Below are 21730 nucleotides of genomic sequence, written 5' to 3'. Positions count from 1 at the left end.
AATCAACTCTCGCAGCAGCAGACCGGGCAACACATAAGCATCGGCATCAATAGAAGAAGGCACCCATCCCTATCGGAGGAAGACATGCTGTCGCTAGAAAAGAACACTCGCCTGGGCTTGCGCCCGCTCGCCGCCACGCTTGCCGCCCTGACGCTCGCCATGGGTTTCAGCGCGGCCCATGCCGCCGACGACGGCTTGCCGAAGATCGCCAACAAGAAGCCGCTCAAGGTCGGCTTTGCGCAGACCGAGAGCAACAATCCGTGGCGGCTCGCGGAAACCAAGAGCTTCAAGGATGTCGCCGCGAAATGCGGCTGGCAGGTAGTCATGACCGACGCGAACAGTTCGGCCGCGAAGCAGGTATCGGACATTCAAAGCATGATCGCGCAGCACGTCGATCTGCTCGTGTTCCCGCCGCGCGAAGAGAAGCCGCTCGTGCCGGTCATCCTGCAGGCCAAGAAAGCCGGCATTCCGGTGATACTCGTCGATCGTAACGTCGATCAATCGACGGTGAAGGCCGGCCGCGACTACATCACGTTCATCGGTTCGGACTTCATCGATCAGGGTCAGCGCGCCGCCGACTGGCTCGTGAAGGCAACCAACGGCAAGGCGACGATCATCGAACTGGAAGGCTCGACCGGCGCCTCCGCTGCAAACGACCGCAAGAAAGGTTTCGACGATGTCATCGCGAAGAACTCGGGTATGAAGATCGTCGCGTCGCAAAGCGGCGATTTCGCACGCGACAAGGGTCGTCAGGTCATGGAAACGCTGTTGCAGGCGCATCCGGACGTGACCGCCGTCTACGCGCATAACGACGAAATGGCGCTCGGCGCGATCGCGGCGATCAAGGCGGCCGGCAAGCAGCCGGGCAAGGACATCGTGCTCGTGACCATCGACGGCACCAAGGGCGGACTCGAAGCCATTCAGGCGGGCGAACTGGGCGCAAGCGTGCAGTCGAGTCCGTTCTTCGGCCCGCTCGCGTGCGACGTCGCGCAGAAGTTCGCGAAGGGCGAAACCATCCCGCCGTGGGTCAAGGTCTCGGACCGCTTCTACGACAAGAGCAACGTCAAGGAAAGCATGCAGTACGGGTATTGAGCGCAGTTGGCTGGTTCGCGGGCGTCTATTCACGGACGCCCGCTCTTTTCTCCGGACGAACACCGACGCCATGCCCAACGCTCCCCTCCTCGACATGCAGGACATCGACATCGCTTTCGGCGGTGTGCCCGCATTGAAGCGCGCCCGCCTCACCGTGGCGGCGGGCGAAGTGCACGCGCTCATCGGCCAGAATGGCGCAGGCAAGTCCACGCTCATCAAGATTCTCACGGGCGCGTATAGAAAGACCGCGGGCACGATTCGCTTCGATGGCCGCGAAACCGATTTCCGCACGCCCAAGGAAGCGCGTGAAGCGGGCATCAGTACGATCTATCAGGAGATCAACCTGGTGCCGTTCCGGTCCGTGGCCGAGAACATCTTTCTCGGACGCGAACCGCGCCGCTTCGGACTCATCGACTGGAAAACCGTGCAGCGGCGCGCGCATGAATTGCTCGAATCGTTCGGCCTTCACATCGACGTCAAAAAGCCCGTGCGCGAATATTCCACCGCCATTCAGCAGATGGTCGCGCTGGCGCGCGCGGTATCGTCGGATGCGAAGATGGTGATCATGGACGAATCGACTTCCTCGCTCGACGAGCGTGAAGTCGAATTGCTGTTCACGGTCGTGCGCCGCTTGCGTGACGACGGCCGCGCGGTCATCTTCGTGTCGCACCGGCTGGATGAACTCTATGCACTGTGCGACCGCGTCACGGTGATGCGCGACGGCCAGACCGTCGCCGAAAGCAGCATGCAGGAGATGGACAAGCTCAAGCTCGTCACGACCATGCTCGGCCGCACGCTTGCCGCCGTCGTGCACGAAGACGATGCCGTGAAGGAAGCGAATCTCGCCAAGCGCGGCGCGGTGGCGTTGCGCGCGCAGGGTCTCTCGGCGGGCGCGAAAGTCACCGACGTCACGCTCGATGTCCACGCGGGCGAAGCCGTCGGACTCGCCGGATTGCTCGGCTCGGGCCGCACGGAAACCATGCGCCTGTTGTTTGGCGCGGACCGTCCGTCCAACGGCACGCTCGCGGTCGACGGCGCGGAGATCGCATTCAAGTCGCCGAAAGACGCCATCGCGCGCGGCATCGCTTATCTCACCGAGGATCGCAAAGCCGAAGGCATCGTGCCGGAGCTTTCCGTGCGCGACAACCTCACGCTCGTGTGCCTGCCGGCGCTGACCAGACGCGGCGTGATCGACGTGGCCAAACAGCGCGAAATCGTCGATGGCTTCATCACCTCGCTCGGCATCAAGCTGCGCTCGCCGGATCAGCCGATCCGCGAGCTATCGGGCGGCAATCAGCAGAAGGTGCTGCTCGCGCGCTGGCTCGCGACCAACCCGCGTCTCTTGCTGCTCGACGAACCCACGCGCGGTATCGACGTCGGCGCGAAAGCCGATGTCGCGAAAATCGTGCGTGAGTTGCGCGATGCGGGGCTTGCGGTGCTGCTGTCGGCATCGGAACTGGAAGAGTTGACGGCGGTGGCCGATCGCGCGGTCGTGATCCGCGACGGCGAAACGGTCGCGCAACTGGACGGCGCGCAGATGACCGAGACCTCGATCATGGATGCGATCGCTTACGGCACGGGCGAGGAATCGACATTGGCTTCGGCCGCTCAAGGAACCGAGTCGTGATAGAGAAAACCGGCGCACCTATCGTCGCGGATACCGCGCCCGCGCGGAAGAAAAAACGCGGCGTGGCGATTCAACGCGAGATCGTCGTGCTCGTCGCGATGATCCTTTTCAACCTGCTCTTTACCGATCACTTCTGGTCGCTGCAGACCTTCAACGTGAACCTTACGCAGGTGGTGACGATCGTGATCGTCGGCATCGGCATGACGCTCGTGGTGGCGACAGGCGGCATCGACCTGTCCGTGGGCGCTTCGATGGCCATCTCCGGTGCGCTCGCGCCGATGCTCTTCATGAACATCGACGGGCCGGGCGGCTTGCTGCTCGCATTCACCTTGCCGATCGTGGCGGCGGCACTATGCGGCGTCTTCAACGGCTTTCTCGTGACGCGGCTGAATGTGCAGCCTATCGTCGCGACGCTCGTGCTGTTCATCGCGGGACGCGGCATTGCGCAGGTCGTCACCGATGGCAGCCTGCAGGCCTTCAACAATCCCGCGTTTCAGTGGATTGCGCTGGGCCGCGTGGCGGGCGTGCCGTTTCAGATCCTGCTCATGCTCGCGCTCGTCGCCATCTTTACGTGGATCGTGCGTAAGACGCTCTTCGGCAAATATCTGCTCGTGACGGGCGGCAACGAGGAAGCGGCGTATCTTTCCGGCATTCCGACCGCGCGCGTGAAGATGATCGCGTACACGGCGTGCGCGGCGCTCGCGGGTCTGGCCGGACTGATTTCGATCTCGGTGAATTCGTCGTCGGATGCGAACGTGGTCGGCCTCGGCGTGGAACTCGATGCCATCGCGGCCGTGGCCGTCGGCGGCACCGCGCTCACGGGCGGCAAGGCGTATATCACGGGCACGCTGATCGGCGCGCTCATCATCCAGTTGCTGCGCTATACGCTGCTTGCACACGGCATTCCGGATGCCGCCGCGCTGGTGCTGAAAGCCGCGATCATCATCGCCGCCGTGTACGTGCAGAGAAAGCGAGGCTGACGACGACATGAAGAAGAACCTCCCGATTCTCATCGCGCTCGCGGCGCTGCTCGTGCTTGGCGTCGTGCGGTACGAGCACTTTGCATCCGAATACAACGTGACGTCGTTCTGGCGCTACAACTCCATGTTCGCGCTGATTTCCATCGGCATGGCGTTCGTCATCATCACGGGCGGCATCGATTTGTCCGTGGGCGCGGTGGCCGCGCTCGCAAGCGTGGTCGCGGCGCTCGCGAGTCCGCATGGCGGCGTGGCGGCGGTGCTCGCGGGCTCGGCTGCCGGTCTCGCGGTGGGCCTGCTCAACGGGCTCGTGATCACGCATCTGCGGATACTGCCCTTCATCGTTACGCTGGCGACGAGTCTCGGCGCGCATGGCCTCGCGCTTCTGCTCGGCCATAACGATGCCGTCGCCATCTCGTCGGACACCAGCTTCGCCAACTTCGGCCAAGGCGATCTCTTCGGCTTGCCGATTCCGGGGCTCGTCGCGGCCGCGGCGGCGATTGTCGGCTGGCTCGCGCTGCGCAGCTCGCGCTTCGGGCGGCATGCGCTGGCTATCGGCGGGAGCGAGGAAGCATCGCGTCTGATGGGACTGAATGTGGATCGCACGCTCGTCGCCGTGTATGCCGTGAGCGGCTTGCTCGCGGGCATCGCCGGCGCGATTCTCGCGGCGCAATTCGGCGCGGGACAGCCAAACGAAGGCATCGGCTGGGAACTGTTCGCGATCTCGGCGGTGGTGCTCGGCGGCACGCGTCTGACAGGCGGCGACGGCTCTATCGCGATGACCATTGCGGGCGTCGCGCTGCTCGGCCTCGTCTTCAATCTGCTCAACTTCGAGAACGGCCTGGGCTATATCTCGTTATCGGCTTACTGGCAGTCGGTGATTCGCGGGTTGTTCCTGCTGCTCGTGATCGTGCTGCAGGCGCGGGTGCTGAACAGGAAAGCGATGGTGGCCAAGGTGGCGCGGTAGAGTTTGGATGTTGCACGATCGTTGGAGCTTGATGAAGTCTATCGCGACGAACCGCCGCTTTAGCAAGCAGCGCCGCGCTTTGCGATCGATGCAAACGGCAAAGTGCGGACCCTTCCCCGCGAACGCGTGAAGGGTCCGGTCATGCCTGGGGCACTCTGCTCGCTGCATCGCCATGGAAAGTGGCCGGAGCAGCGAGAGGTGTTGTGGTCGGCATGCTCCTCGCAGGAACAATCGCCCGGCTTACCCAAGCATTAGGGCGACGTCTTCTGGTTCGGCGGGACTGCGAACACCGTTCCCGGCACAAGCGGGGCCGGTTTGAGTTGACGCGTAAGAACGAAGTTGAGCGCATCCTTCGCGCGCATGTCGTCGGGGCGAATGGCCAGCGCCTGACGCAGCGCACCTTCCGCCTCGGCGAATCGGCCGAGATTGAGCATGGCCATGCCTAAACCGATACTCGCCTCGAAAAACGGCTGACGCCGTGCCAAAGCTTCCTTGAAGTGCGCCTCGGCCTCGGCCGGATTGAAGCGTCGTTCCGACACATTGCCCAGACCGCAACAGGCTTCCGCGGATTTGGGATCGATGTCCAGTGCACGATGGAATGCAGTGTCGGCTTCGGTTAGACGAACGGCGGCGCAAAGGACATCACCGAGCGCAAGATAGCCGGAGACCGACTGCGGCTGCGCCTCGATGGCAGCATGCGCTGCAGCCTCGGCTTCTGGCAGACGCTGCCGACGGCGCAGCAGATCAGACAGCGCGCAATGCGCCTGAAGCATGTCCGGCTGATGATGGATAGCCTGGCGAAAAGCGTCCTCGGCTTCCGACTCGCGCTTTTCGTCGCTGAGGATGCAGCCGAGCATCCAGTGCGCGAGTGAGGAATCCGGCCTGATAGCCAGCGCTTCACGGCAAAAGGATGCGGCGTCGGCGAAACGCTTTTGATCTGCCATGACAAGCGCCAGATTGACAATAATGTCGGCGGACGTGGGCTGCAGAGTCCGCGCCTCGTTCAACAACGTCTCTGCTTCGGCGAAGCGGCCAAGCTGGCGCAGCACCAGCGCGAGATTGTTTTTTGCTGCAACCGAGGAAGGATTGGCCTCGATGTCCTGACGAAACTTCGCTTCGGCTTCAGCAAATGTCATCGTTACGTTTCGATCATTGTCTTCAGGCATGGTGATTATTTCTCTTGCGTAGGAAACCAAACTAATTCGATCTCAGGTAGATCTCTGTTATTTCGTCTTGCGGACGGAAGATGAGGCGTTCGCTTGATCCCTCTTCGCGAATCAAGTCGCGGCGTTGTTTCCACATTCGTACCGGTGCCCGCAAAAACGAAGGCCGAACGATAACGCATCGATTTCAGTATAGTGCAAAAAGTTATGACCAAATCCAACCTGGCCCAGCCATTGAACCACCAAACAAGCCGCCTATGAAACCACTCTCCTCAAGACTCGCCGCATTCGTGTTTATCGCTTTCGGCGCCATTGCCGCGCCTGTTTCCTCGCAAGCCGAGGAGCTTCATGTCATGAGTTCAGGAGGCTTCACCGCCGCCTATAAAATCCTCGGCCCGAAATTCACGGCCGCAACCAGCAATACGCTCGATACCCAACTCGGCCCGTCGATGGGCAAGGCGCCCGAAGCCATCCCCAATCGACTCGCGCGCGGCGAACCCGCCGATGTCGTCATCATGGTGGGCTACGCGCTCGACGATCTCATCAAGGAAGGCAAGGTCATGCCGGACTCGCGTGTCGAACTCGCCGATTCGCGCATCGGCGTATCGGTGAAAGCCGGCGCGCCGAAACCCGACATCGGCAATGTCGATGCGTTGAAGGAAACGCTGCTGCACGCAAAATCGATCGCTTATTCGGACAGCGCGAGCGGCGTCTATATCCAGAACGAGATGTTCAAGAAACTCGGCATCGAAGATCAGGTGAAACCCAAGGCGAAGATGATCCCGAAGATTCCCGTGGCCTCGGTCGTCGCGGACGGTCAGTACGAACTCGGCTTCCAGCAAGTGAGCGAACTGTTACCGGTACAAGGCGCGGATTTCGTCGGCAGGATTCCGGAGTCCGTGCAGTCCGTCACGCGTTTCGCAGCGGGCGTTCCGGTTGGCTCGAAGCACCCGGAGGAGGCGCGCGCCTTGCTTCGCTACCTCGCTTCGCCGCAGGCACAAGACACCGTGCGCGCCACCGGACTCGACCCGATCGCCGCGCATTGAAGCGCAGGCAGGTGCCACGCGCCGGTTCACCTTGCGTTTCATGCGTATTTGCGAAGCGAAAACGGCGTTCCGTGCGAAAATCGAGATGCTCGCGCAAGCGCCTCCACAGGCAGGATTGGTCCGCTCAATAGTTGAAAAGCCGTTCGCTGGGCCAAGCCGGGTTGAGCCGATCCACACGCGAAACGACACGCAAAAAAGACATGCAGCGAGGAGAACCTGCGTCAATGGAAGCTGACAAGCTGATACCGGACACGCGCACCGACGCGCCCGAGCCGAGCTTTCTGCTCGGCGGCGGCGAGATGGGCGCGCTCATCCGCGCTTTCGACTGGACGCAAACCTCGCTCGGCTCGCCCGAACAATGGCCGCAGAGTCTCAAGACGGCCGTGCGCATCATGCTCACCTCGCGGCAGCCGATCTGGGTCGGCTGGGGTCCCGACCTCCTGTTCTTCTACAACGATCCTTACAAGTCGATCATCGGCGGCAAGCATCCGCAAGCGCTCGGTCAGCCGACGTCGGTGGTGTGGCGCGAAATCTGGAACGAGATCGGCCCGCTGCTCGACACCGCGCTTGCCGGCATCGAAGGAACCTTCGTCGAGCAGAAGCTGCTCATCATGGAACGCAACGGCTTCCCGGAGGAAACGTACTACACGTTCTCCTATAGCCCGATTCCGGACGATCGCGGCGGCGCGGGCGGCATCATCTGCGCCAATAGCGACGATACCCAACGCGTGCTTGGCGAACGCCAGTTGCTCGTACTGCGCGAACTGGCTGCGTCGGCCGCGAACGCGCGTTCGTGGCGCGAGGCCTGCGAACGTTCGATGAACGTGCTCGCGAACGCCGCGCGCGACATGCCTTTCGCGTTGCTCTATACAGCCGAGCCCGGCGACGAAAGCGCCACGCTCACCGGCGCATGCGGCATCGCGCCGGGCAGTGCGGCCGCGCTGGAAGTGCTGCACGCGGCGCATGCGGGCGCGTGGCCCGTTCACGAAGTGCTGCGCGACAACCAAGCGCGGCTCGTGACCAATCTGAAGGGTTTCATCGACGGACCGCTGCCCACCGGCTCGTGGAACGCCGCGCCGACGCACGCGGTGCTGCTGCCTATCGCGCCGTCGGGCGAGACCGGGCGCGCGGGCGTGCTGATCGCCGCGCTCAATCCATACCGTCTCTTCGACGAAGGCTATCGCGCGTTCCTGAACCTCGTGGGCGGCCAGATTGGCGCGGCCATCGGCGCCGCGCATGCCTATGAAGAAGAACGCCGCCGCGCCGAGGCGCTCGCCGAAATCGACCGCGCCAAGACCACCTTCTTCTCGAATATCAGCCACGAGTTCAGAACCCCGCTCACGCTGATGCTCGGCCCGCTCGAAGACCTGCTGACGAAGCCGGAGCGCGCGGGCGACGAAGTGCGTCTGCTCGAAATCACGCATCGCAATGGCTTGCGCCTGCTCAAGCTCGTCAACGCGCTGCTCGACTTTTCGCGCATCGAGGCCGGGCGTATCGAGATTCATCGGCAGACCACCGACATCGGCGCGTTCACGGCGGAGCTGGCTTCGTTGTTTCGCTCGGCCATCGAATCGGCGGGGCTGCGCTTTTACATCGACATTCCCTCGACGCCGGTGCTCGCCGACATCGATCGCGACATGTGGGAAAAAGTCGTGATGAACCTGCTGTCGAACGCGTTCAAGTTCACGTTTCGCGGCACGATCGAAGTGACGCTGCGCACGACCGCCGCGCAGCGCGTGGAGATGAGCGTGCGCGATACCGGCATCGGCATCGCGGAGGCGGAACTGGCGCGCGTGTTCGAGCGCTTTCATCGCGTGGCGGGCGCGACCGGGCGCTCGGTGGAAGGCAGCGGTATCGGCCTTGCAATGGTTCAGGAGCTCGTCAAGCTGCACGACGGCGCCATCAGCGTGCAAAGCAGTCCCGGCGAGGGCACGTGCTTTACCGTGACGCTGCCCGCCGCGCATGAACGAGTCGACGCGCAACATGCCGATACGCCGCGCGCGCAAGCCAGCAGCGGCGCGCGCAGTTATGTCGATGCCGCCTTGCGCTGGATTCCCGACGCAAGCGAACCGGCGCTCGCCCTCGACGACGAAACGCCGCTCGGCGCGGGCGCGAACGCCAGCGCATCCGCCGATGAAATCCGCGGCCGCGTGCTGGTGGTCGACGACAACGCCGACCTGCGCGAATACATGCGTCGCATGCTGGTCGCGGCGGGCCACGAAGTGAGCGTCGCGGCCGACGGCGAGAGCGCGCTCGAAGCGGCGCGCACCGGGCATCCCGAAGTGATCGTGTCGGACGTGATGATGCCGCGCCTCGACGGCTTCGGCCTCTTGAACGCGGTGCGCGCCGACGAAGCGCTGCGCGAGACACCGGTCGTGCTGCTGTCCGCGCGCGCGGGCGAGGAAGCGCGCCTGGGCGGTCTCGAAGCCGGCGCGCACGACTATCTGACCAAGCCCTTCGCCGCGCGAGAATTGCTTGCGCGAGTCGCGAGCAATCTGCGCATCGCGCGGCTGCGGCGCGCGTCCGAGGAGAACCTGCGCGAAGAGTCGCGCATGCTGGAGATTCTGAACGACGTCGGCACCACGGTCGCGGGCGAGCTCGATCTGTCGCGCGCCGTGCAGGTCGTCGTGGATGCCGCCACCGAGCTCACCGGCGCGGCCTTCGGCTCGTTCTTCTACAACCTGCTCGACGACAAAGGCGAGAGCTACACGCTCTATTCCATCTCCGGCGTGCCGAAAGACGCGTTTTCGCGCTTTCCCATGCCGCGCAACACCGCGCTCTTCGGCCCGACTTTCGCGGGCGAAGGCGTGGTGCGTTCCGACGACATCACGAAAGACCCGCGCTACGGCCAGAGCGCGCCGCATTACGGCATGCCGGAAGGTCATCTCAGCGTATGCAGCTATCTCGCCGCGCCCGTCATCTCGCGCACGGGCGAAGTGCTGGGCGGGCTGTTCTTCGGTCATCCCGAACCGGCGATGTTCAACCTGCGCGCGGAGCGGATCGTGGTGGGGATCGCCGCGCAGGCGGCTATCGCCATCGACAACGCGCGGCTCTTTCAGGCGGCACAGGACGAGATCGCCGAGCGCACCAAGGCGCAGGCCGCGCTGCACGATCTCAACGATACGCTCGAACGCCGCGTCGCCGACGCCATCGCGGACCGCGACCGGCTGTGGGAACTGACCGAAGACCTGTTCGTCGTGACGAGCTTCGAAGGCGCGCTGTTGCGCGTGAGCCCGTCGTGGTCGACCGTGCTCGGCGTCGATCTGCAGCGCGTGCATGCGCGAACCATGCTCGACCTCGTCCATCCCGACGACGTCGAAGCGGTCGCGAGCGCGATGGAAAGTCTGCGCCAAAGCGGCGCGTCCGTGCGTTACGAGTGCCGGCACGGCTTCGTGGAAGGCGGCTGGCGCTGGATCGCGTGGACCTTGTCGATCGACCCGGCCACGCGCCGCATACACGGCGTGGGGCGCGACGTCACCGCGGACCGCGAAACCGCCGACGCGCTGCGGCACGCCGAGGAAGCGCTGCGCATGGCGCAGAAGATGGAAGCCATCGGCAAGTTGACGGGCGGCGTCGCGCACGACTTCAACAATCTGCTGCAGGTGATCGGCGGGAATCTGCAATTGCTGGCAAAGGACGTCGCGGGCCAGGAACGCCCCGAGCAGCGCGTGAAGAGCGCACTCGCGGGCGTGGCGCGCGGCGCGAACCTCGCCTCGCAGCTGCTTGCATTCGGCAGACGCCAGCCGCTCGCGCCGAAGGTCGTCAATCTGGGCCGCTTCGTGCGCGGTCTCGACGACATGTTCCGCCGCGCGCTGGGCGACGGCATCGAGATCGAGACGATCGTATCGGGCGGCTTGTGGAACACGCTCGTCGATCCGTTCCAGGTCGAAAACGCGCTGCTCAATCTGGCGATCAACGCGCGCGACGCGATGAACGCGCACGGCAAGCTGACCATCGAAGCGGGCAATGCATCGCTCGATGAAAACTACGCCAAGCGCCACGCCGACCTGTTGCCCGGCCAATACGTCATGGTCGCTGTTACCGATACCGGCTCGGGCATGTCGCCCGAAGTGCAGGAACGCGCGTTCGAACCGTTCTTCACCACCAAGCGCGAGGGCCAGGGCACGGGTCTCGGACTCTCGATGGTGTACGGCTTCGTGAAGCAGTCCGGCGGCCACGTGAAGGTGTACAGCGAGGAAGGACACGGCACGACGATACGCATTTATCTGCCGCGCGCACGCCAGGAAGAAGACCTCGAAACCACGATCGACGCCGGCCCCGCGCACGGCGGCGACGAAACCATTCTCGTGGTCGAGGACGACGAAGAAGTGCGCGCAACCGTCGTCGCCATGCTTGGCGACCTCGGTTATCGCGTGCTTCGTGCAAAGGATGCGCAAAGCGCGCTGGCTATCGTCGAGAGCGGCGTGCCCGTGGACCTGCTCTTCACCGATGTCGTGATGCCCGGTCCGCTACGCAGCCCCGAACTGGCGCGAAAGGCGCGCGAACGCGTGCCGGGTATCGCGGTGCTGTTCACGTCGGGCTACACGGACAACGCCATCGTGCATGCGGGACGGCTCGATGAAGGAATCGATCTGCTGAGCAAGCCCTATATGCATGAGGCGCTCGCCCGCAAGGTGCGTCAGGTGCTCGCGGCTAGCGGCAAGGGCGCGAGTTCCAGCGCACCGCCCGCGACGGTCACCGGCAACACGGTTTCCGATGCCGCGCCCGCCGACGCCCTTTCGCACATGCGCGTGCTGTTCGTCGAAGACAACGAACTCGTGCGCGTAAGCAGCGCCGAGTTGCTACGCACGTTCGGGCTCGATCTCGTGGAAGCCGGCAGCGTCGCCGAGGCGCTCGCCCTGCTGCGCGAAGAGCGCTTCGAACTCTTGCTGACCGATGTGGATCTGGCGGGCGAATCGGGCATCGAGCTGGCCCTTGCGGCGAGCCGTGAGGCGCCCGGAATCGGCGTGGTGTTCGTCACCGGATACGACCTCGTCCTGAGCGCCGACGAACGCAAGGCCTTGCCGCGCGCGACGCAGTTGCGCAAGCCTTACGACCCGCTGGCGTTGATCGAAGCGCTGAACGCAGCGGTGATGCGTTGATCCGCTAGCCGTCTCCGAACGCGGAGACGGCTAGGTACGCACGCCTAGCCGCGACGGCGCTGTCTCACCGCATCGGCAAGCAGTTCGAGCACCGGCTCGGTCTGGCTCCAGCCGAGACACGCATCCGTGATCGAGACGCCGTGCTTGAGCGGCACGCCCGGCTTGAGGTCCTGCCGCCCTTCGTCCAGATGGCTTTCTATCATCACGCCGGTGATGCGGCTTTCGCCCGCGATCAGTTGCCGCGCGATGTCTTCGGCCACATCCACCTGCCGCAGATGCGACTTGTTCGAGTTGGCATGCGAGCAATCGATCATCACCTGCTCGCGCTGTCCGAGCGCCGCCAACGCCGCGCAACTCGCCGCGACGCTAGCCGCATCGTAATTCGGTGCTTTTTTGCCGCCGCGCAGGATCACGTGGCAGTCGTCGTTGCCGCGCGTTTCGAAGATGGCGGCAAGGCCCATCTTCGTCATGCCCATGAAGGCATGGCTCGCGCGCGCCGCGACGATCGCGTCCGCCGCGACCTGCACGCCGCCGTCCGTGCCGTTCTTGAAGCCGATCGGGCAACTCAGCCCCGACGCCAGTTGCCGATGGCTCTGACTCTCCGTCGTGCGTGCGCCGATCGCGCCCCACGCGATCAGGTCCGCGATGTACTGCGGACTCAGCAGGTCGAGAAACTCGGTGCCCGTTGGCAGACCAAGCTCGCTGATTTCCAGCAGAAGCTCACGCGCGCGGCGCAGACCTTCGTTGATACGGAAACTGCCGTCCAGACGCGGGTCGTTGATATAGCCCTTCCAGCCGACCGTCGTGCGCGGCTTTTCGAAGTACACGCGCATGACGATCAGCAAATCGTCGCCGAGACGATCCGCGACGGTCTTCAGATGGTGCGCGTATTCGATCGCCTGGTCGTGATCGTGAATGGAACACGGTCCGACCACGACTACGAGGCGGTCATCGCGGCCATGCAGAACGTCCGCGATGCGCGCGCGGCTCGTTTCCACGAGCGCCTGCACGCCGGGCGTGACCGGCAGTTCGTCGAGCAAAAGCGCTGGCGAGATCAGCGGGCGCACCGCGCCGATGCGCGTATCGTCGATACGGGTCGTGTCTTGCGTGGAGTCGGCCACGCCGGCCTCCTGATCGCGGGAGGGGTTGTCGATGCGGCTCAAGGTCAGCTCCGTCGGGCGTAATGAATGCGTAAAGAATGCATGTTGCGGTCATTCGATGCGAGAAAACCGCGCACTTCCGGCCGCGCGGTGCAAACATCGATTATCGCATTTGAAGCGCATGCGTCGCGCATTTCCGAAAGCGGACGAGGATCGTGCGTATCATGAAAGGAACCGGAACACGCCATTCATCAAGGGAGCAGACCATGCGAATCGAAACATCCTTTCTCTTCGATCTCGACGGAACGCTGGTCGACAGCGTCTATCAGCACGTGCTCGCGTGGAAAGAAGCGCTGGACAGCGAGGGCATCGAACTGTCGGTGTGGCGCATTCATCGCAAAATCGGCATGAGCGGCGGCCTCTTCACCGATCAATTGCTGCGCGAAACGCATGGGGAGATCAACGCGGATCGCGTGGAACGTCTGCGGCGCCTTCATGCCGACGCTTATCAACGTCTGCGCGCACAGGTCTGCCCACTGCCGGGCGCGCGCGAATTGCTCGACGCGCTGACCCAGGCGGGCACGCGCTGGGCGATCGCCACGAGCGGCCGCATGGAAACGGCGGCGTTCAATCTCGAAGCATTGGGCGTGGATCCAGGCAAGCAAGTGGTCGTCACGCGCGATCAGGTGAAATACGCCAAGCCCGATCCCGACTTGTTCCTTGCGGCGGCCGCGCGTCTGAACGTGCCGATCGAGCATACCGTGGTGGTTGGCGACAGCATCTGGGACATGCTCGCGGCGCGTCGCTGTCGATCGCTCGGCGTCGGCCTGCTGTCGGGCGGTTATGGCAGCGACGAACTGGAACGCTCGGGCGCGCTGCGCGTCTACGAAGACCCCGCCGACCTGCTGTTCCATCTCGACGAAGTGGCCGCGCGCCCTTGAATCATGCTAGAACGCGTGCCGCAAGCCGACAGTGACGCCGACTTGCGTACCTGTCGATGACGGCGACAACGTATTGAGCATCGCCTGCCCGAGCACGGAATCGGGCGGCGCCCCCTTTACGTGCTGATAGACGCCTTCGAGATAGACATCCGTGCGTTTCGAGAGCGAATAGTCGGTCTGCAACATGACCGTATGCCACGAGGGATAAGCGATGGATGCAGCGTTGCCATAAGCGCCGTCCGTGAACGTGTAAGCCGCCGATACGCTCAACACGGGCGTGAGCGCGTAATGCACGTTCGCTTCGTAATTGTCGAGACGCAGGGTGCCATCGAGCGGAATATAGTTGCCGAGCCCGATGGAAAGCACGCTGTTCATATTGTCGAGTTGCGTGTGCGACCAGACGAGACCGACCGTCGCCGGCCCGAAGGTGGCGTTGGCGCCCGCGCCCCAGATGCGCTGCCGTTGCGCGACGAAGTTCGCGCTGCCATCCCCTTGCGACACCGCGCCATTCAAATTCGTCCCCGCAATGCCGCCGCCCGCGTTGTTCAATTGCAGATAGCCGCCCGCGACCGTGAACGGCCCTTGCGCGTACGATGCCGAAAAGCCATACGCGCGGTTATCCGCGAAGTTTCCGGCGCTATTGCCGAAGGAATACATGCTCTCGACCGTCACGCCGCGATAAGTGGGGCTGACGTATTTGACGGTGTTGTTGATGACGACCGAGTTTGCCGCCAGATTATCGTTTTCGAACGGATGCGCCGAGATGCTGCCGCCCCACGTATTGAATTCGGCGGTGAGCGGACCGAGCAGATCGTTGAGCACGTCGTATTGACGCCCGGCCGTGAGCGTGCCGTAGTCGTCGTGTTGCAGGCCGACCCATGCTTGCGAGCCGAAGCCATCGCCCGCGAATGCATTGGTGCCGTTATTCAGATTGAAGCCTTGCTCCAGCTTGAAGATGGCCTTAAGGCCGCCGCCGAGATCCTCACTGCCTTTCAGGCCGAAGACCGTGTTCTGCGTGACGCTGCTGAGCATCTGCCAGTTGCTGTGGCCGGTCTGATTGTTGGTATAGACGATACCCGTGTCGATCAGGCCATATAGCGTGACACTGCTTTGCGCATGCACCGAAGCTGCGCATAAAGCGGCGGGCAGCGCGACGATCAACATTGACCTTTTCATTGCTGAAAGCTCCATGAACGATTGAAAGCGACGGCCTGCCCGGAGAGCGGCGACTGGCAATTGATCGTACGACGCCAAAATTGTGCGGGCGCAATATCGGCATGGCGTTGCATAAATGCTATTCCGGCGCGGTACTGAATTCTTGCGGAAGGCTTTCCTATACTGGGGTCTCGAATTAACGCAAGAGTGCGTCAATATCCGGCTGGTGCTGCGTAAAGTCGTAGAACGTCCAAAACATACGAGGCCCGCACGGCAGTTACAGCGAATGCGTTTGACGCCTCCGCATGTGCGACATCAGCACGAATAAGAAGACGACGACGCCGAGCCAGCAGGCCACGTGAAGACATAGGAGATATAGAGGCAAGAGCGCACTTGGTTCTGCGGTCGGATCGAGGTTGAATCCGATGCGACGGAGTGGAAGCAACGTGTCATTGATCCACTGAGACAGTAGCGATCCGCCAACGTATGTCCCACCGATAGAAGCCAGGAAGATCGCTACATGGTCGATCAGTTTGCGGCTGAGACGATAAGCGGCAAGCATGATGAACGCGACGATCATCCAGCACGCAACGAATGTCGCCAAGAGGCTCGCGTCCATGATGTCCTCGACACCGATCGGCTCAGGAACGCGAACCGCTTCAAGCACAAAACGAGTCGATACAGCCATCCAATAGGGCATCTGACCGGATCGAATGATAACGAAGCGGGTCATCGCACAAGCAATAAGAAAAGATTCGACCGCAACCGACGACAAATGAACGACGCGAGATAATCTCTTGCATTTCATTTCACTGTCACCATTCCATAGGCTCGCAGCGTCGAACCCGGCACTGAAAGTATTGGCGGTGATTTGCGAATGAAACGCTGCAGCAACTCAAACTCGGCTGGATTGACGAGAGTAATGCATCCTTCGCTCTAACCCCGATCTCCTACCGGGTGCAATCGAAACTCACCGCGCATCACTCCATCGATGTTCGTCATGTCTCCCGTCGTTGGATTCCAGAGCATGAACCATTTCCGGCGATCAGTGGAACCGACGAGTGGCGAAAGATTGTCCCGCATATGACCGAGCGCGCCTCCTGACTGACGGTCGACTATGTAATATGTTCCCCGTGGGATTGGGCCGATTCCCTTCGAAGTCACTTCGTTTGGGTTATCGCGCCCTTGCTTCTGACCTGAGAATGCCTCGACCGTACCGTAGCCAGAACAAACCAGCGCCGAAGTGTTTTTATTGTTCAGCGTGAATACGCAATTTACAGGCATGTCACGACCTCGAATGCTCTCTCACCGCACTCAACGCATCCGAGACCTTTAAATTGCCGTCATGGTAGTGCCAGGAGATGCTGTCGTAATACATCTCCACGCTCTCCATGTGATTGAGTAGCGCGCATTCTTTGTTTTTTAAGTTCGGCATCAACGCCATGATGGAGCCAAGCTTTACGCTCTCAAGACGCATCGTGTAGTAGGCTTCCTCCTGCCCTGCATGGTTGATTCGATAGAACACAAGATCGGCCGATTCGAGTGTTCGCGAGTCGCGGAGCATTTGGTGGAGCAAGGGTGACGAGGCGTCGATTTCTTTTTCAACCGTGACGGGTGTGTGCATTCGTGTTCCTGTTACCTTCCCGGTGAGTGGGTCGATAGGCACACTAAAGCAGTGCGCAAGCGCAAGAACCTCGATGCTGCCTTCCCTATTTTGTACGGTGCATGATCCTCTCAGGTCCCGTCCTTGATCATCCTTCAGAAACAAATGAACCGGCATGACCATATTTGAACTCCTCCCGATAAAGAAAGCCGCCAAGCCGCGGACTTTCAACATATCGCCAAGAGTCAATTCAATGTATGGATTTTCGTAAAGATCAACGCGCCGGTGACTTTCAGCAGTCTTACCGACGACCATATGCGCCTGAAAAGCCTACGTTCAAGTCAAGCAGTTGCCGAAGGGCAGGCGGCATAACGCAATCTACTGCCGCAGATCTGCAAGTTTGGGCGCGGACAAGCTACCGTCCGCGCAAGACAAGGTCGACTAACTCCTCACCCCCACCCCCGCCGCCCCAACTCCACTACGCCCACGCAACACACACCCCACCGCCACCGCGCCGACCAACAAACCCGCCGCCACGACGATCAACGCCACATCCGTGCGTCCCGTCACGTCCTTGAGATAGCCGATCATATAGGGCGACACGAAGCCCGCGAGATTGCCGATGGAGTTGATCATCGCAATGCCCGCTGCCGCCGTCACGCCGGTGAGAAACGCCGTCGGCAAGCTCCAGAACAACGCGGGAATCGACAGCACGCCCATGTTGGCGATGCACAGCGCGATCACGCCCAATACCGGCTGGTTCTGCCACACGACGCACAACGCAAAGCCAAGCGCGGCCATCGAGAACGCGGCAATCAGATGCCACTTGCGTTCCTTGCGACGATCCGCCGAGAATCCGAACGCCAGCATGCTGATGATCGCGCACACGCCCGGCAACGCCGTGAGAAGCCCGATGGTGAACGGATCGGCCACGCCCATCTTCTGCACGAGCGTCGGCATCCAGAAGCTGATCGCGTACAGCCCCATGTTGTAGACGAAATAGATCAGCACCAGCGCCCAGATGCGTCCATGACCCAGCAGGCTCATGAAACCATGCGCGATCTTGTCGCGATTCTCCGCCGCAAGCACCGCGCTCAGATGCGTCTTCTCGCCATCGGTCAGCCACGTGACGCGGCGAATATCCTCGCTCATGCGGAAGTAGATATAGATGCCGAGGAGTATCGTCGGAATGCCTTCGCACAAGATCAGCCACTGCCAGCCGCGCATGCCGCCGACGCCCGACAGAAAGCCGAGAATCGAGCCGGACACGAGTCCGCCGATTACGCCCGACGATGCCAGCGCGATATAAAACACGCCCCATGCGCGTCCGCGTCGCGCCGCCGGATACCACTGGCTCATGTAATAGATCGCGCCCGGAATGAAGCCCGCTTCGGCGAGACCCAGCAGAAAGCGCATGACATAAAACTGCGTCGGCGTGCGGATGAAAATGGTCGCGCACGAAAGCAGGCCCCACGTCACCATGATTCGCGCAATCCAGCGTCGCGCACCCACGCGATGCAAGATTACGTTGCTCGGCACTTCGAGCAGAAAGTAACCGAGAAAAAAGATGCCCGCGCCGAAGCCATACACGGCATCGCTGAAATGGAGGTCGCTCGACATCTGCAGCTTGGCGAACCCCACGTTCACGCGGTTCAAATAGGAAAAGAAAAATCCAAGCATCAGCACGGGCAGAATGCGCAGGGATATCTTTCTGAAAAGCCTGTTTTCGTCGATGGCGGGCGTCATGTCAGTCTCCTTGATTTCGTGCGGTCATGTTTTTATTCGACGCGATAGAAACGTCGCGCGGTCCCTTCGAACAACGCGCGTAAATCGGTTTCGGTGGCTTGCGGCAAGGCGCCGAGCACATCGGCGACGATCTCCGTGAAGCTCGCCGACAAGTTACCCACCGGCAGATTGCTCGCGAACATCGAACGCTCGTAGCCGAATAAATCGACGGCCTCGCGAATCACGCGGCGATTGCTCGCGCTGTCCCACGTGCCGTTCGGCAAGCCGAGTTCCGATACCTTCAGATAGACGTTCGGACACGCCGCGAGCTTCTCCATGCCACGGTGCCAGATCGCGACGCCTTCGTCCGATCGATCGAGCGGCAAGCCGAGATGGTTCGTGACGATAGGCGTCTTCGGGAATGCACGCGCCACTTCCGCCGCTTCTTCCAAGTGCCAATACGGCACGCGCAAGTCCCACGAGAAGCCGTACTTATCGAGTAAAGCAAGACCCGCAAGCCATGCTTCGTCTTGCATCGTGCCCGGTTGGCCCGCAACGGATTCATGCGGACCGCTGGAGATTTCAGGCTTCGAGCGCACACCGCGCGCGAGCGGGCTGTTTGCATGACCTGCGAGAATCGCATCGCAATCGGGCTGCACGAAGAACACATGGCCGACGATCGCGCTGGGTAATCCCGTTTTCGCGTTGAGCGCGGTGAGCCAGTCGGTTTCGCGCACTTGTTGCTTGCGCGAACGCTCCGCTTCCACATGCACGGTGCCGATCACGTTGAAGCCGGCCGTCGCCTGGCGATACTGCGGCGGCAAAAAGTCCTGACACATTCGGCGATAGTCGCCGAGGAAGAAGGCGTCGTCGTACTCGTTCGTGAGCCAGGGAAAGTCGCCGTCCGACAGGTCCCAGAAGTGATGATGCGCATCCAGTATCGGCAAGTCGAAGCCGAGCGTGTTGGTGGTCATCGCGATGTCCTTGCGTGAGTGCCGCGTGCGTTGTCGTCGAGCCCTTCCGGGCGATAGATGCGCACGGCCGTATCGTGAAAGAAAGCCTCTTGATCCGCGCGCGGCCAGGCGCGCACCAGTTCGGCAAAGCCGCGTAGCAGACCGTCGAGCGAGATGAACATGCCATCCACGGGGAAGTTGCTGCCGAACATGAGACGCCCGGCGCCGAAGACTTGATGAAGCGTATCGAGCACTGGCTGGTTTGCGGCCACGCTCCACGGCTTGCCCGCCTCGCACAGCCCCGACACCTTCACGGCCACGTTCGGCAAACGCGCGAGTTCTTCCAGCGCCGCGCGCCAACCCGTAAGCGTCGCGTTCGATCTATCGCCGGGCACGCCCGCATGATTGACGATGAGCGTGGTGTGTGGAAAATCGCGGGCGAGCTGTGCCGCTTCGGACAATTGCCGCCACGACGCCTGCAAGTCGAAGTGCAGGCCGTATCGTTCGAGCAAGGCATAGCCGCGCTGCCAGCGTTCGTCGGACATGAGCGTGCGGCCATCCTTGTCCGGTGCGCCCGGCTTGTGACGCACGCTGCGAACGCGAGCCACGCGGGCTTGCGCGGACAACACGTCGTCCACGTCGGCGCGGTCGAGCCACGCTTGCGCCACGATCGCGTTGGGGCGACCCGTCTCTTCGGCAAGCTCGCGGACATAGCGCGTTTCGCCAAGCGGATCATCCGGGTTCCACTCGGCTTCGACATACACGCTGCCGATCACGCGATGCCCCGCCGCATCGCGCAGATAGTCCGATGGCAGGTACGTCTCTTTGATCGGCGTGTAGTCGCCGTAACGATGTTCGACCAGCACGCCCGGCATGAGCCACGGATAGCGATTCGCTTCGAGGTCCCAGAAGTGCTGATGCGCGTCGATGATCGGCCCTTCGTACAACTCGTTCATGCGCGCGCTCCCGGATCGTTGCGGCCGAAATCGATAAAGAGCGAGCCGACGAGATAAGCGAACGCCGCCGCCGCGAAGAACAGGATGACCGCCGTGAAGCCGCCTGTCATATCGACGATCACGCCCACGACGATAGGCACGATGATCGCGCCGCCCGTGCCCGCGAAGTTCATCACGCCGCCGACGAGGCCGACTTGCTCGCGCGGTGCGAGCATCGCGGGAATGAGCCAGTACAGGCCGCCCCACAAGTGAAAGAACACGCCGAGCGACAACACGGCGACCGCGAACCGGATATCCGCCACGAACGGCAAAGCCAGCAGACAAAGAAGCGACATGCCGCCCGACACGCCGAAGAGGATCTTGAACGCCGTCTTGCGTGCGAAATGCCGTTGCAGCCAGTCGGCTGTCACGCCCGACAGAATCTCGCCGACCGCGCCCGCGAGAAAAATGATGAAGGTCGCGAAGCCCATGCCGCGGATATCGAGCCCGCGTCCCACCGACAAATAGTTCGGTCCCCAGGTCACGAGGCCGAAGAACACCATCGCCCAACCGACACGGCCCACCACCATCGCCGAAATGATGCCGCGTGACAGCGGCGCCATCTTCGCGCTAGGGGTTTCGCCAGCAACGAGCTTCTGCTCGCGGATATACGCGACTTCCGCCTGGTCGATACCCGCGTGCCGCTCGGGCGTCTCGCGCAGCATGCGATAGACGACGAGACCGAAGACGATCGTCACCGCTCCCACGATCAGGAACGCCGAACGCCACGATCCCGAGAAGCCGATCAGCGCGCTGATGAGCAGGCCACCGAGCGCCGAGCCGAGCGGCGCGCCGCTATCGATGAGTGTCACGCCGCGCGCCCGTTCCGCGGGCGGCAGCCACGCCGCCGTGAGCTTCGTCGCGGCGGGCATGTAAGGCGCTTCGAACACGCCGAGACCGATACGCGTAAGCAACAGCGTCACGCCGTTCATGGCGAACGCGGCAAGACACTGGAAGCCGCCCCACAGCACCGCCGAGATGCCGATCATGCGGCGTGCGCCGAAGCGGTCGGCGGCCCAGCCAGCGGGAATCTGGAACGTGCTGTACGTCCAGAAGAACGCAGAGAGGATCAACCCCTGCATCGTCGCGGCGAGATGAAACTCGCGCACGATGGTCGGCATTGCAATGGACAGCGACATGCGGTCGATGCAGTTGATCGTATAGAGCACGAAGAGCAGCAGCACCATGCGCCAGCGTGTCGTGCAAAGAAGCGCGCGCAGCGAACTGCCCGAGGCGCTCGCGGATAAATTGGTTTGCATGTCTCCTCCTGTATGGGTCGAAAGC

The 21730-nt window shown here is 62.4% G+C and carries 17 protein-coding genes; 7 read left to right on the top strand and 10 right to left on the bottom strand.

Features of this window, described 5'->3' with window-relative positions; all coding sequences use genetic code 11:
* The first annotated feature begins 84 nt into the window (after positions 1-84).
* The 4 genes from P9250_RS06640 to P9250_RS06625 all read left to right on the top strand — a co-directional run bounded on the left by P9250_RS06640 (position 85) and on the right by P9250_RS06625 (position 4663).
* Entirely contained in the window at positions 85-1092 is a 1008-nt protein-coding gene (locus P9250_RS06640; protein ID WP_244830853.1) for an ABC transporter substrate-binding protein, read from the top strand.
* A 70-nt stretch (positions 1093-1162) separates the two neighbouring features.
* Positions 1163-2719: a sugar ABC transporter ATP-binding protein gene (locus P9250_RS06635; protein ID WP_310391893.1), complete on the top strand. Its 1557-nt coding sequence runs from the start codon at positions 1163-1165 to the stop codon at positions 2717-2719.
* Positions 2716-3699 (top strand): ABC transporter permease, encoded by a 984-nt coding sequence (locus P9250_RS06630; protein WP_409014818.1) that lies wholly within the window; start codon positions 2716-2718, stop codon positions 3697-3699. The genes P9250_RS06635 and P9250_RS06630 overlap by 4 nt, the downstream gene beginning before the upstream one ends.
* A gap of 7 nt (positions 3700-3706) precedes the next feature.
* Positions 3707-4663, top strand: a complete 957-nt coding sequence (locus P9250_RS06625) for an ABC transporter permease (RefSeq protein WP_310391890.1) — start codon at positions 3707-3709, stop codon at positions 4661-4663.
* Positions 4664-4914: 251 nt separating this feature from the next.
* On the opposite strand, the gene P9250_RS06620 is transcribed toward P9250_RS06625, so the two are convergent.
* Positions 4915-5829: a tetratricopeptide repeat protein gene (locus P9250_RS06620; protein ID WP_310391887.1), complete on the bottom strand. Its 915-nt coding sequence runs from the start codon at positions 5827-5829 to the stop codon at positions 4915-4917.
* A gap of 254 nt (positions 5830-6083) precedes the next feature.
* On the opposite strand from P9250_RS06620, the gene P9250_RS06615 reads away from it, so the two are divergent.
* Complete coding sequence (locus P9250_RS06615; RefSeq protein ID WP_310391885.1) at positions 6084-6872, top strand: substrate-binding domain-containing protein; 789 nt, start codon at positions 6084-6086, stop codon at positions 6870-6872.
* Between the two features lie 224 nt (positions 6873-7096).
* On the top strand, positions 7097-11974 hold the full coding sequence (locus P9250_RS06610) for a response regulator (protein WP_310391884.1): 4878 nt from the start codon (positions 7097-7099) through the stop codon (positions 11972-11974).
* A gap of 44 nt (positions 11975-12018) precedes the next feature.
* Here P9250_RS06610 and P9250_RS06605 read toward each other — a convergent pair whose 3' ends face one another.
* Complete coding sequence (locus tag P9250_RS06605; RefSeq protein ID WP_284507856.1) at positions 12019-13137, bottom strand: 3-deoxy-7-phosphoheptulonate synthase; 1119 nt, start codon at positions 13135-13137, stop codon at positions 12019-12021.
* Between the two features lie 203 nt (positions 13138-13340).
* On the opposite strand from P9250_RS06605, the gene P9250_RS06600 reads away from it, so the two are divergent.
* A complete protein-coding gene (locus P9250_RS06600) occupies positions 13341-14015 on the top strand; it encodes an HAD family hydrolase (RefSeq protein ID WP_250469293.1) in 675 nt (224 codons plus the stop codon).
* Positions 14016-14021: 6 nt separating this feature from the next.
* Here the strand turns inward: P9250_RS06600 and P9250_RS06595 are convergent, their stop codons facing one another.
* From P9250_RS06595 to P9250_RS06560, 8 genes are all read right to left on the bottom strand, one after another.
* On the bottom strand, positions 14022-15191 hold the full coding sequence (locus P9250_RS06595; RefSeq protein WP_244830860.1) for a porin: 1170 nt from the start codon (positions 15189-15191) through the stop codon (positions 14022-14024).
* A gap of 256 nt (positions 15192-15447) precedes the next feature.
* The gene (locus tag P9250_RS06590) at positions 15448-15903 is read right to left on the bottom strand and encodes a hypothetical protein (protein ID WP_310391878.1); all 456 of its coding nucleotides are present in this window, start codon (positions 15901-15903) and stop codon (positions 15448-15450) included.
* A 203-nt stretch (positions 15904-16106) separates the two neighbouring features.
* On the bottom strand, positions 16107-16454 hold the full coding sequence (locus P9250_RS06585; protein ID WP_310391876.1) for a DUF2778 domain-containing protein: 348 nt from the start codon (positions 16452-16454) through the stop codon (positions 16107-16109).
* Between the two features lies 1 nt (position 16455).
* Positions 16456-17088: a type VI secretion system tube protein TssD gene (gene tssD / locus P9250_RS06580; protein ID WP_310391874.1), complete on the bottom strand. Its 633-nt coding sequence runs from the start codon at positions 17086-17088 to the stop codon at positions 16456-16458.
* 126 nt (positions 17089-17214) lie between these two features.
* Positions 17215-18519, bottom strand: coding sequence for an MFS transporter (locus P9250_RS06575; RefSeq protein WP_250469286.1), 1305 nt, complete (start codon positions 18517-18519; stop codon positions 17215-17217).
* Between the two features lie 32 nt (positions 18520-18551).
* Positions 18552-19472: an amidohydrolase family protein gene (locus P9250_RS06570; RefSeq protein ID WP_309847000.1), complete on the bottom strand. Its 921-nt coding sequence runs from the start codon at positions 19470-19472 to the stop codon at positions 18552-18554.
* A complete protein-coding gene (locus P9250_RS06565; RefSeq protein ID WP_310391872.1) occupies positions 19469-20407 on the bottom strand; it encodes an amidohydrolase family protein in 939 nt (312 codons plus the stop codon). The genes P9250_RS06570 and P9250_RS06565 overlap by 4 nt, the downstream gene beginning before the upstream one ends.
* Positions 20404-21705: an MFS transporter gene (locus tag P9250_RS06560; protein WP_310391870.1), complete on the bottom strand. Its 1302-nt coding sequence runs from the start codon at positions 21703-21705 to the stop codon at positions 20404-20406. Before P9250_RS06560 ends, P9250_RS06565 begins: the two co-directional genes overlap by 4 nt.
* Positions 21706-21730 lie beyond the last annotated feature (25 nt).

The sequence above is a fragment of the Caballeronia sp. LP006 genome, assembly GCF_031450995.1.
GTDB lineage: Bacteria > Pseudomonadota > Gammaproteobacteria > Burkholderiales > Burkholderiaceae > Caballeronia.
This window is presented reverse-complemented; position numbering and strand designations above follow the sequence as displayed.